The organism is Clostridium omnivorum, assembly GCF_026012015.1.
GTDB lineage: Bacteria > Bacillota > Clostridia > Clostridiales > Clostridiaceae > Clostridium_AX > Clostridium_AX omnivorum.
On record NZ_BRXR01000001.1, the window covers coordinates 2,522,085 to 2,535,345 of the forward strand.

10 protein-coding genes are annotated in these 13,261 nt (G+C 33.6%); 8 read left to right on the top strand and 2 right to left on the bottom strand.

What is annotated here, in order from left to right; all coding sequences use genetic code 11:
• Positions 1-24: 24 nt before the first annotated feature.
• The 4 genes from bsdE14_RS12010 to bsdE14_RS12025 are packed head-to-tail and all read left to right on the top strand — an operon-like array spanning position 25 to position 6,285.
• Positions 25-1,185 carry an MFS transporter gene (locus tag bsdE14_RS12010; protein ID WP_264850177.1) on the top strand — a complete coding sequence of 387 codons (1,161 nt, stop codon included), beginning with the start codon at positions 25-27 and terminating at the stop codon, positions 1,183-1,185.
• A 7-nt stretch (positions 1,186-1,192) separates the two neighbouring features.
• Complete coding sequence (locus bsdE14_RS12015) at positions 1,193-2,701, top strand: sulfatase family protein (protein WP_264850178.1); 1,509 nt, start codon at positions 1,193-1,195, stop codon at positions 2,699-2,701.
• 51 nt (positions 2,702-2,752) lie between these two features.
• The gene (locus bsdE14_RS12020) at positions 2,753-4,165 is read left to right on the top strand and encodes a sulfatase family protein (protein ID WP_264850179.1); all 1,413 of its coding nucleotides are present in this window, start codon (positions 2,753-2,755) and stop codon (positions 4,163-4,165) included.
• On the top strand, positions 4,129-6,285 hold the full coding sequence (locus bsdE14_RS12025; RefSeq protein WP_264850180.1) for an alginate lyase family protein: 2,157 nt from the start codon (positions 4,129-4,131) through the stop codon (positions 6,283-6,285). Before bsdE14_RS12020 ends, bsdE14_RS12025 begins: the two co-directional genes overlap by 37 nt.
• A gap of 24 nt (positions 6,286-6,309) precedes the next feature.
• On the opposite strand, the gene bsdE14_RS12030 is transcribed toward bsdE14_RS12025, so the two are convergent.
• Positions 6,310-6,993 (bottom strand): DUF624 domain-containing protein, encoded by a 684-nt coding sequence (locus bsdE14_RS12030; protein ID WP_264850181.1) that lies wholly within the window; start codon positions 6,991-6,993, stop codon positions 6,310-6,312.
• A gap of 416 nt (positions 6,994-7,409) precedes the next feature.
• Positions 7,410-8,663 (bottom strand): Nramp family divalent metal transporter, encoded by a 1,254-nt coding sequence (locus bsdE14_RS12035; RefSeq protein WP_264852262.1) that lies wholly within the window; start codon positions 8,661-8,663, stop codon positions 7,410-7,412.
• A 375-nt stretch (positions 8,664-9,038) separates the two neighbouring features.
• On the opposite strand from bsdE14_RS12035, the gene bsdE14_RS12040 reads away from it, so the two are divergent.
• From bsdE14_RS12040 to bsdE14_RS12055, 4 genes are all read left to right on the top strand, one after another.
• On the top strand, positions 9,039-10,829 hold the full coding sequence (locus bsdE14_RS12040; RefSeq protein WP_264850182.1) for a sensor domain-containing protein: 1,791 nt from the start codon (positions 9,039-9,041) through the stop codon (positions 10,827-10,829).
• Positions 10,830-10,986: 157 nt separating this feature from the next.
• A complete protein-coding gene (locus bsdE14_RS12045; protein WP_264850183.1) occupies positions 10,987-11,859 on the top strand; it encodes a DUF4349 domain-containing protein in 873 nt (290 codons plus the stop codon).
• Between the two features lie 149 nt (positions 11,860-12,008).
• Positions 12,009-12,557, top strand: coding sequence for a hypothetical protein (locus bsdE14_RS12050; RefSeq protein ID WP_264850184.1), 549 nt, complete (start codon positions 12,009-12,011; stop codon positions 12,555-12,557).
• Between the two features lie 78 nt (positions 12,558-12,635).
• On the top strand, positions 12,636-13,250 hold the full coding sequence (locus tag bsdE14_RS12055) for a DNA-3-methyladenine glycosylase (RefSeq protein ID WP_264850185.1): 615 nt from the start codon (positions 12,636-12,638) through the stop codon (positions 13,248-13,250).
• Positions 13,251-13,261: the final 11 nt, after the last annotated feature.

Here is a 13,261-nt window from a genome sequence, read left to right on the forward strand (position 1 = left end):
CTTGCGTAGTTAGGAGAATATATTATGAAAAATAAAATTAGACAATTTAACTGTTTGTTTGGCTTTCTTGGCATAACTACCTGCATATACAGCACTTTCATAATGCCATACCTAAAAATGAAAGGTTTTAGTATTACTGAATTAGGTATACTTAGTTCTATAAATATAAGTATGTCTATATTAGGGCAATTTGTTTTTGGGTATTTGTGCGATGCTATGAAAACAATTAAAAAGATATTCATTTTTAATTTATGCTTATTGTTTTTAGTAGCAGTAACTATGATGATAAACACAAAAGCAGCGCTGGTTATAGCATTTGTTGCGGCTTTTGGACTCTTTCAAGGGCCGCTATCAGTGCTTTCTGATAGCTGGGTTTTGAGCAATGAAAAATACGTTAGGGAAGGCTTTGGAAGCATAAGAGCTTGGTCCTCAATAGGGTGGGCTGTATGCTCAGTATTAATGGGGACCATAATTGAAAAGTTTGGATGGGGAGCTTTTTTTATAGGGTATTTGATGATGCTTTTATTAACTTCAGCAATCACTATAAAAATTGATGATATCCATAGAGAAAAAAAGCATAATGACAAAAGTAAAAAAGTTAATCCACTCATATTATTTAAGGACTATAGATATGTATTTATTGTGTTAATCATGCTTCTTTTAACTACAACCCATCAAACTATGGCCTTCCTGTATGTGAAGATTACTAATTTAGGAGGAACCTCAAAGCATATAGGTATTTCTGCCTTTGTTATGGCAGCTTGTGAGCTTCCTGTATTCTTTGGAGCTAAATATATAATAAAAAGATTCAAACTAACCAATCTGCTTATGTTTTCCTCCATTATTTATGTTATAAGAATGCTGCTCCTAGAAAATTCAAGTTCTTACATACAGGTTATTCTACTAGGAAGCTTGCAAATGTTAACTTTTGCAGTTTATGTTTTAGCCTATAAATATTTTATCACTGAGATAGCACCAAATAATCTACAAGTTACTGCTCAATCAGTAGCAGGTTCAATTTGTGCCATTGGCAGTATAGTTTTCTCAAGTGCAGCGGGATATCTTATAGATAGCCGAGGGATAAATACATTGTTTCAAGTAGGGGCCGTAACTAGTGTCACTGCAACAATACTCATTATAATATACAAGGTATTTATTGAAAGGACACAATTAAGAATGGAGTGATATAGACATGAAAAAGCCAAATATATTACTTATAACTAGCGACCAGCAGCATTGGAATACCATAGGTGCATTCAATAGTGAAATATCAACACCTAATCTTGACAGGCTAGTAAAAGAGGGTACAACCTTTTCTAGAGCTTATTGCCCTAATCCTACTTGTACTCCAACTAGGGCGTCTCTAATAACTGGGCAATATCCAAGTCAGCACGGAGCTTGGACATTGGGTACTAAACTTCCGGAGAGTACTGTAACTATAGGTGATGTGCTGCTTGATAATAATTATAGAACAGCCTTGATTGGAAAGGCACACTTTCAGCCTCTAAGAGGGAATGAGGAGTTTCCATCCTTAGAAGCATACCCACTATGTAATGATTTGGAATTTTGGAGAAACTTTGATGAAAAGTTTTATGGCTTTGAGCACAGTGAGCTTGCGAGAAATCATACAACAGAATTCTTAGTAGGTCAGCATTATGCACTTTGGATGGAAGAAAAGGGTTGTAGGGACTGGAAGGATTACTTTATGGCCCCACTAGGAAATTTAGCTCCAGAGGCAAAGAGAAGATGGCCAATACCAGAGGAATACCACTATGATACATGGATAGCTGAAAGAACTAATGCCATGCTTGAGCAATATAAAAATAATGATGAAAGCTTCTTCTTATGGTCAAGCTTCTTAGACCCACATCCACCATACTTTGTACCAGAACCATGGAATACTATGTATGATCCAGATAAGCTTACTATACCAAGCCTCGTTGAAGGTGAGCATCACAATAATCCACCACATTTTAAAATGACCCAGGAAGAAAATCCAGACTTTTCATCTTATATGGATTCAGGCTTTGCTCTTCATGGCTGCCATTCTCATTTGCAGGATAAAAATGAGCTTAAAAAAGATATAGCTGTCTATTATGGGATGATAAGCTTAATGGATAAATATATTGGAAAGATTTTAGATAAGCTTGAAGAATTAGGCCTTGCAGAGAATACTATTGTTGTATTTACTACGGATCATGGTCATTTTTATGGCCATCATGGGTTAATAGCAAAGGGACCTTTCCACTATGAGGATATGATAAAGGTTCCATTAATAGTTTGTTATCCAAACAAGGTACCAGCTGGAAAAATATCAACTTCAATGCAGTCTTTAGTGGATATAGCACCTACCTTCCTTGATATGCTTAATATTACCGTACCAAATTGCATGACAGGAATTGCTCAAAGTGAAGTATGGTATGGGGATAAGGAAAGTGTAAGAGATCACATAATATGTGAAAACCATCATGATCCATACTCAGTACATTTAAAAACCTATGTTAATGAAAGATATAAGCTTACAGTCTACTACAACAGAAGCTATGGAGAACTTTATGATTTAAAAGCAGATCCAATGGAGGTAAACAATCTATGGGATAATGCAAAGTATGCTGCTTTAAAATCAGAGCTTTTACTAAAGTATGTTTGGGCTGAAATGGGAAAAGAACCTATGTGGATGCCTAGGCTGTGGCAGGCTTAAGTTAATTTATCAATATGAATTATATGAAAATGATAAATAGAGGTGATAGAAGTGAGTAATACAAGACCAAATTTAGTTTATATATTTGCTGACCAATGGAGAAGACAAGCTGTAGGTTTTATGAAGGAAGACCCAGTAATAACACCTAATATGGATAAATTTGCTGAAGAGAGCTTAGTTTTTGATAATTGCATAAGCTGTTTTCCACTATGTTCTCCTCATAGAGCATCCCTTCTTACAGGAAAGTATCCTCTTTCCACAGGATTTTTTACAAACTGTAAAATTGGATGTGATGTAAGGCTTAAGGAAGAGGAAATTTGTATTGGGGATGTTACAAAGGCAGCGGGATATGATACTGCTTATATAGGAAAGTGGCATCTTGACTTGCCAGAGATGAATTTAACAGATAATCCTGTTTCTGGTGCAAGAAATTGGGATGCATACACTGAACCAGGACCTAAGAGACATGGTTTTGACTACTGGTATTCCTATGGAACCTTTGATGAGCACTTAACTCCTCATTATTGGATGGATACTCCTGAAATGATAAAGGTTAATCAGTGGTCAGTAGAGCATGAAACAGATATGGCAATAGATTATATGAAAAATCATGATAAGGATAAGCCCTTCACATTGTTTTTATCTTGGAATCCGCCACATTCGCCTTATGATCAAGTGCCTGAAAAGTATAAAAGGCTCTATGAGGGAAGGGATATTCCTCTAAGAGAAAACTTTTCACTTGAAAAGTCAGTTGTTGGAGTTGGAGATCCTTTTGAAGGGGATTATGTTAAGGCATTAGAAAATACTCTGAATTACTATGCAGCGGTAAGCGGAATAGATGAAAACTTTGGAAGAATTTTAGAGGAACTAAAGAGACTTGGACTTGAAGAGAATACTATTGTAATACTTTCTTCAGATCATGGGGATATGATGGTTTCTCATGGACTTACCTCAAAAAATATATGGTATGAGGAGTCTATTGGAGTACCATTTATGGTTCGTATGCCAAATAAAATAAAAGTTGGAAGAACGGATGCGCTTTTTGCTAGTCCTGATATAATGCCTACACTTTTAGGCTTCATGGGATTAGATATTCCAAATACTGTGGAAGGAATGGATCTGTCAGGAATTTTAACTGGGATAAAAGCTGAAGAACAGAACTCCGTATATATATGTTCTTGCCCAGGCAGTAAACCCCTTCTTGAGAAATATAAAAAATTAGGTTACAGCCCAGAACAATATGGTTGGAGAGGTGTAAGAACCAAGAGATTTACTTATGTTGTAAACAAAGGATACATTCCTGAAGAGAATAAACTTGAAAGATATATATATGACAACGAAAAAGACCCTTATCAAAAGAGTCCAATAATGATTAGCAATATAGAAGATAATATTGTTGCTAAAGAATTGGAAGGAGAGTTAAAAGGTTGGCTAGAAAAGTTGAAAGATCCATTTACGATTTAATTGATTTATCTATAGAGGGACTTGAACAAGTAGAAAAGGCTGTCCAAAGTAATATGCTTGATAAGGCAGCAAAGCTTCTTAAAGAGTACTATATCTTTAGAAGAAGCCCAAAGCTTTTCTTAGATGACAGTGAAAAACAGCGTCTAGTAAATTATTCAAAAGAGAATTTTATTGAAGATATAAAGGAAGTTATAAGAGTTTCAGAGGAAGTTTCAAAGAATACTTTTGTTTTTAGATTTCCTTGGGATATGGAAAAAACTAATAAGCCTTTTACCTTTAAAAATAAAATCCTGTGGCATCATATTCCTTTTGAGGATGAAGAATGGGCTTTTATGCTCAATAGACACAGGTATTGGATTTCACTCGGTCAAGCTTATGCTGTAACCGGCAATGAGGAATATGCAAAAACCTTTTGCAAGCAACTGGAAGGTTTTATAGACAGTAATCCTGTAGATGGAAAATGGTCAGCAATAACTTGGAGAAGCATAGAGGCTGGAATTAGGTGCGAAAATTGGATGAAGGCATTTCAATATTTTAAGTATAGTCCGTATTTTACTGAACAGCTTTTAATAAAGATGCTTTTATGTCTTTATGATCACTGTGAATATCTAATGAGTAGATATGATAACTTTAGACATATAAGCAACTGGGGGGTTCTAGAAAATCATGGTTTATTTGAAGCATCCGTATTTCTATCAGAATTTAAAGAGTCTAGGGCATGGAGAGAAGAAAGTTTAAGAAGATTAAAAACTTGTGCTGAACTTCAAGTATTAAATGATGGAGTGCATTGGGAACAATCACCTATGTATCATAATGAGGTACTGCACTGCTTCATGGACGTAATAATTTTGGGTGAAAAGAACAATGTTATTATAGATAAAGCTATAAAGGATGCTGCAAGAAATATGGCTTATGCAGATTTATACATGGCAAAGCCTAATCATCACCAGCCAATGCTAAGTGACAGCGATGATACTGATATAAGGGATATGCTTACTGAGGCAGCTATTATATTCAAAGACGGCACCTTGAAGTTTGGAGCATATAAGAATATAGATTTCAACAGTTTATGGTTATTTGGAACTGAAGGCATAAATAAATTTGAGGAAATACCCATCTCAGTGCCAGAGGTACTTTCCGTCCCTTTGGAAAGCTCAGGTAATTACGTAATGAGAAGCACCTTTGACGAAGATGCAAAATATCTACTATTTGATTGTGGCTCAATAGGTGGAGGACATGGGCATTGCGACATGCTTCATTTTGACATTCATGCCTATGGAAGGGATTTAATAAGCGATATAGGAAGATACACCTACGTCGAGGGTGAGCCACTAAGAGAGTATTTTAAAAGCTGTAAGGCACATAACACAACTATAGTTGATGATATAGATTTTATTAAATGCAAAGGAAGCTGGGGGTATGAAAAGGTAGCTAATGCTATAGAAAAGCTATGGATTAGCAAGGAAAACCTTGATTATGTAGAGGGAAGTCATGATGGATATATAGATTTAGAAGACCCAGTGTATCCATTAAGGAGAATTTTATTTGTAAAACCGTATTATTGGCTTATAATTGACAGCTTTCAGTGTAAAAAGGAGCATAGCTTTTCGCAGTACTTTCATTTTACTCCTGGGGAAGTATACCTAGATAGTAATAAGCAGTGTTATACAAACTTTAGAGCAGGCGGTAATGTGAAAATTGTACCACTAAAAAAGGATGATGTAGAAGCAAGGCTTCAAAATGGTTATTATTCTAAAGAATATAATCATATTGAAGACAATAAAGTACTATGCTATAAAACTGTGCAGAGTGGATTTACTTCATTAATTAATGTTGTATATCCATATAAGGCAGGAGAAGACAATAATATTATTATGGGAAGTATTCAGGTATATGACAATTTGAATAATGCTGTCGAAAAAAATATTGCCGAGGCAATAAAAATAGAACTTCCTTGTAATACTGAAGAACATGTAATATTTATTCGCCACAGCTGTGGAATAGCTGATAATAATGGCACTTACCAAACTATTTATACATTGGACAATACAAAGGTCAGTGGAGAGATAGTGCTTATAAAGAAAAGCAATAGTTCAAAAGAAGTTATTGTGATTAAATAAATGAAAAAAGACTCCAGAAGCAGATTATTCTGCAGTCTGAAGCCTTTTTTCTATGTCATCTAATATGGATCGACTATTATAAACTATGCAGTAGCAAAATATGCTGCTTAAAAATAAAACGCTGTAGGATGTGAAGGAATAAAATATATAGAAGGTTACTAGTAGTGTGAGTAGATTAAACAATGTAACCTTAAAATGAGTAAAGGAATAAGAAAAGGCAATTGCCGTAATTTGTGAGGTCTTAAGGTAAAACCTAGAGATAATTGAAAGAGAAACTAATCCAAGAAGCAGCACAAATACGATTAATATGTAGATTAAATAAGCTAATGGATTTTTAGTTGAAATAAAAAAAGCTGCATCTATGTACAATAATGTAAGAATAGCTGAAATTATGGTCCAAATAATTAATGATTGTTTGAAGCTGTTTTTATAGGACTTAAACAATTCCTTGGTAAGACTTACATCTTTATTTGTTATAAGCTTTCCCATAGCTCCCATTAAAGCTGTTAGAGAAGGCCCAAGAGGTATGCAGCAAAGAGCTATAAACCATACAGCAGGAGATTGTAATATTCCCGTGCCTAATCCTAATATCAAAACTACTAATGGAATATTAAGCAGTAAAAAATAAAGGTTTCCTAAAAAAAACCACCATATATAATATGAAATATTAATTATTAAATTATCTCTTATATCTTTATTATCATCCATAAAAATTCTCCTTTTAGTGAAAACTTAGTCAACATGCAAATTAAAATGATCTACGACTATTTACCATTTTAATTTTAAACTAAGTGGTCTTAAGTAACAACAATTTTAACTACTATGCATTGAAAAGATATTTACTTATTAATTATTCATTGAGGAGAAAAAATAATACTCAATAAAAATATATTGTTATTCGGCAAGGAAATAGGGGTTACTTTAAAAGTATGTGTGGATGGCGATATAAGCATACATAAAACCTTGCCGAATTAACTTATAATAATCAAGTATGGCAAATTATAAGTTAATTTTATAAATTTTTTAAAAAACTTTATGCCTACTTTAGTACTATTGTACTCCTGATGAAGAAGTGTAGCTTTATCCTAATGGCCATATTATTTGCACTTTTGGTCAGCACAGCTTTATACATTACCAGTAAAGGTTAAAAAGAGAAGAATTGCATTTAGTAAAACTATTATTGAGGTTATTAATATTCCAATAACTTTAACCCAAGGTTTATTCACAAACTCTCCCATTAAATCTTTTCTACTAGTAATTATCAGCATAGGAATTATTGCTACTGGTAGGGCAAAGCTGAGGCATACCTGACTTAGTACTAATGCCTTCATTGGATTTATACCAATACAGATGATAATAAGTGCTGGTGCCATAGTTAACAATCTTCTAATTATTACAGGTATTTTAATGTCTACAAACCCATCCATAACTGTTTCTCCAGCCATGGCACCTACTGTAGAAGAAGAGAATCCGGAAGCTAGTAAGGCTATTCCAAAAGCTCCGCTGGATAATGCGCCTAAAAGAGGCTCTAAGGATCGATGTGCCTCTTCAATGGAATTCACAATTAAGCCTTGACTATGGAAAACAGAGGCAGACACTATAACCATTGCTGCATTTACTATAAAGGCTATATTCATAGCAATTGCAACATCTATTTTTTCCATCTTCAAATGTCTTTTTTTATCTTCAAGGCTTGCAGCTTTAAGGTTTCTACTTTGAACTAATTCTGAGTGCAAATAAATAACATGAGGCATTACTGTTGCACCAAGCATTCCAACTGCTATTAGTACGGCTCCCCCATTAGGTAGTGATGGAATTATAGTATGAAGTGCAACAGAGGGCCAGGATGGCTTTGCTAAGAATAATTCGATTCCATAAGATATACTAATTATTGCAACTAAAATAGTAATAATAACCTCTATAACCCTTTGACCGTACTTTTGCATATAGGTTATTAAGAAGGTTATGACTGCAGTAAAAACCCCAGCTATTGGAAGAGGGATTCCAAATAATAAATAAAAGCCTAGTGCTCCACCTAAAAATTCTGCCATAGTAGTAGCCATAGCTGCAAGCTCAGCGATAATCCAAAAGGCCCAATTAAGCTTTTTTGAAAAAACTCTTTTGCACATCTGAGTTAGGTTTGCACCGGTAGCTATGCCTAGTTTAGCAGACATTATCTGTAAAAAAATTGCCATAAGGTTACTCCAAAGTACTACCCATACCAAATTATAATTAAAAGTTGAACCTCCACTAATATTAGTTGCAAAATTGCCGGGATCTATGTAGGCAACGCTAACTATAAAAGCGGGGCCTAAAAACTTTAATAAATTTCTAAATCTAATTCCTAATTTATTAGCTCCAAGGGTTAGCGGTCTCACTGGATATAGTTCGTTAGATTCTATTGCGATTTCATTTTTATTCACTTGTAACACACCTTTCCTTCCATTTGTATTAGCTGAATTTAAATAAGTTACTCAAAGTTAAATATTTTAGTTAAGGCTAAATTGTTGAGTCTAATATAAAATATGAATTTATAGATAAATGTGTTACAAAGTGTAATTATTTTGATTTATTAGGAATATAATTATTACTTCTATATTTATTCTTTGTATTAATAAAATCTCAATATTTACGATATATATAGTAGGATTTTAACTAAGATATCAATAATTTGTATAATAAATTGAAGAAATGTATATTTGATGAAGCACTGTAATTTAAATTATAAACACTTACGGAAGGATTTGGAGAATGTGGAGGCTAATGAGAAGGATAAGTTAGGAAAAGAATTTAAAAGTCTGATGGGAGAAGAAGAATTTGCTAGAATCATAGTAGACAATTCTAATATATTTATCAATGTTTGGACTGTTAATGGAATTCTTATTAAATTTAATAAATACTGTCAAAGAATAACTGGCTTTTCTGAAGAAGAGGTTTTAGGCACCAATTGGAAGGGTAGAATTGTTAGTAATGAAGTATGCCAGGATATAGATGAACTTTTTGATATGTACAAGGAAGGGAGGGTTCCTCCTACTATTGAGGGTGAAATTTTATGTAAGGATGGAAAGCATGTTAAGGTATTGTGGAATAACAGTTTAATTTTTGATAAAAATAATAACCCAAGGTACGGAATATCCCTAGGAATAGACATAACACAAACTAAAGACTTTGAACAAAGGCTGGGAGAGAGCTACAAAGAACTTGAAAAAATCTATAGTGAAAATAAAAAAGCAGAGGAAACCATCTATAAGCTGGCATATTATGATGTGCTAACTAAGCTTCCTAATAAGACCTTAGCTATGAAAGAGCTGGACTACAATATTAATGAAGCTAAAAAGAAAAATACGAAAGTGGGGCTATTGTCAATAGATTTAGATAATTTTAAAGACATAAATGATACCTTAGGGCATAATTTTGGAGACATAATACTAAAGCAGGTAGCAGATTTTATTATAAATTTAATTCCTAAAGATTACACTGTTGCTAGGCTTGGTGGTGATGAATTCCTGATAATAGCACCTAATATAAAAGATGCTTTTGAGTTAGAGCAATGTGCTTTAAGACTTAAGGCTGAATTTGAAAAGTCTTTTAATTTAAATTCAAGAGAAGTCTATATAACCTTTAGTATGGGGATATCCATATTTCCCAAAGATGCAGATGATAGACAAAGCCTTTATAAAATTGCAGATATAGCTATGTATCATGCAAAGAGACTGGGTAAGAATAACTATCAGTTTTATATAAAAGAGTTAAGTGATAATATTAAATATAAACTAGATTTGGAGAGAGATTTAAGGGAGGCTATAAAACGAGAGGAATTTGCAGTGTATTATCAGCCTCAATTTGATATAAAACAGGGAAAAATAACGGGAGTAGAAGCCTTAATTAGATGGAATCATCCTAAGAATGGATTTTTAGCACCTTCAGAGTTTATTCCTATAGCAGAGGCTACTGGACTTATAGTTCCAATTGGAGAATGGGTACTTTACATGGCTTGCCTTCAGCATAAAGAGTGGACTGAAAAGGGATATAAGGATATAAGAATGTCAGTAAATATATCTGCAAGACAGTTTGAACAAAAGAATTTTATAGAAAACCTGAAGGAAATACTAGAGGACACTGAAATGAACCCTTGTTTTTTAGAGGTAGAAATAACTGAGAGCATAGCATTAATGGATGTAGAATATACTATAACGATTTTAAACCAGCTTCAGGATATGGGAATAAAGGTTTCCCTTGATGATTTCGGTACAGGATATTCATCGCTTAATTACCTAAAAAGGCTTCCTATTGATACTATAAAGATAGATAAATCCTTTTTAGAGAATATAGCAATTGAAAAAAATGATACAATTTTGACTAAGACAGTAATAGAACTAGCAAGAAATCTTAAATTATATACTATTGCTGAGGGAGTTGAAACTGTTGATCAGTATAAATTTTTGAGAGATAATAGCTGTGATATGGTCCAAGGATATCTATTCAGCAAGCCTATGCCAAAGGATGAAATAGAAAAACTATTTTTCAGCGATTTCAATATTTAAAAAAGGTCAGTTGACCTTTTTTTATTTTTTTGATAACTATTGTAAAAAGAAATCGTATATAAGGTTAAGAATATATTAACTTAATTGTAAATAAATTTAAGTAATGCATATTAACTAATAAGTAAGAAGTAAGAAGTAAAAGGTAAGGGGGATTTATATGAAAGGTAAGGTAGTTTTAGGTATTGCATTAATGCTTACACTAGCATTTACGGGGTGCGCAAAAAAATCTGATATGGGTGCAACTCAAAGTGCAAATAAGTCGGCAATCACAAGCGAAACGAAAATGAGCAATAGTGGAGCCACAGGTAATGGCAATGCTAATTCTGATGCTGCTAAAAGTCAGTATTCAGTTGTGGAGCAAAAGAAAATAATTCAGCATTGCAATCTATATATTGTTGCAGATGATCTAAAGAAGCTTTCTTCAGAGCTTCATAGTAAATCTCAGCAGCTAGGAGGATATATAGAGAGTGAGGAGCTAATGGAGGAGAGAAGTTCTGCAAAAATTAGGATACCTGCAATTAAATTCGATGAGTTTATTAATTTTACAGAAAGTAGTTATGAGGTGAAAAATAAAAACATAACTACCGAAAATGTTACAGATGCTTATGTGGATAATGATGCAAGGCTTAAGAATTTAAGAGTACAGGAAGAACAGGTTTTAAATATAATGAAAAAGGCTAATACAGTAGATGAGGTATTAAAAATTCAGTCTGAACTTTATAAAATTAGAGGAGAGGCCGAAGCACTAGAAGCAAAAAAGAAGAACTGGGATAAAGAAGTTGATTATGCTACAATAACTATAAATATTGATAAAAAGAACATTGTTGTAGACAATAAAAAGAGTATTATTGGAGGAAAGGACTTTTTTAAAGCCTCTTCAAAGGGATTTAACAATACTTTAATTTCTTTGGTACTATTTATTCAAAAGCTTTTAATCTTTGTAATATCTAATATTATACCGATAGCAATATTAGCAGTTTTAGGTTTCTTTGGATTTAAACAATATAAAAAGTATAATAAGAGTAAATAAGTAATAATTGCGCAGACTTAAAGCTGCGCTTTTTATTTTATTAAATATAGATACTTGAGCTCTAAGACCTAGTGATAGAGTGGTATAAATATAGATAAAACTGGCAAATATACAGATGAGTGTAATTGTATAGTAAAGGAGAGAACTTTATGAAGGACAATAAGGAATATTCGGATTATGAATACAATAGTAGCGGAGATATGGAAATTGGCGAAGAACTTAGTAATCTAAAAGACCAATTGAGTGATATGCAGCAGATGCTTAGCGATCTTCAATCTGGTTCTGAGAGCCGAGGAAGTCAAGGAGGACAGAGAAGTCAAGGTGGCCAAGGTGGTCAAAAAAGTCAAAGCAGCCAGAATTCCTTCGGAGGTTATCAACAGCAAAGTAAGCAAGGCGGGCAGAATGGTCAAAATGGACAAAATGGACAGAGCATGCAGGATGCAGCTAAGCTTTTGCAGCAAATGCAGCAATTTAGAACTCAAGCCCAAGAGCAGCAGCAGCAAGCTGAGAAACAACTTGAGCAATCTATAGAACAGGCTATTGAAATGCTATCACAAGCAAGTCATCAAATTAAATCTAACCAGGCATTAACCCAGATGAATCAGCTTATGGATAGAGCACAGATGCAGTTAAGCCAAATGGCAGAAGGCAGTGAACAAAAGCAAAATTCTCAGAAGAAATCAAATGAAAAAAGTTAAATTAATAAAAAGGTAGTAACAAAACACTACCTTTTTTGTTATAATATACGAGAATTCAAGGATGCTAAAGGTGATAAAATGAGAAAGCTTAAAAGAGATTTTTATGTTAGAGATAGTGTTACTGTGGCAAGGGAACTTTTAGGAAAGTATTTAGTTCATGAAATAGATAACACAAGAATTATATCCAAATTTGTAGAAGTTGAAGCTTATATGGGACCAATGGATAAGGCTGCTCATTCCTATAATAATAGGCGTACAGAAAGAACTGAAGTTATGTTTGGGCCTGGAGGATTTGCTTATGTGTTTATTATCTATGGGATGTATAATTGTATGAATATAGTAACTGCCCACATAGGCCAGCCGCAAGCAGTACTTATCCGGGCGGTTGAACCAATAGAGCAATGTGAAATTATGTCACAATTTAGATATAAAAAACCTTTTAGTGAACTTAATAAAACAGCCGTTAAAGGTCTTACCAATGGCCCTGGCAAGCTATGTGATGCAATGGGCATTACAAGAGCACATAATGGACTGGATCTTTGCGGAAATGAACTTTATATTCTAGAGGACGAAAAGCCAGAAAGGATTGAAATAGTTACTTCTAAAAGGATAAATATAGATTATGCTGAAGAGGCAATAGATTATCCATGGAGATTTTATATTAAAGACAATAAATATGTGTCGAAAAAATAACGTGGAAAACT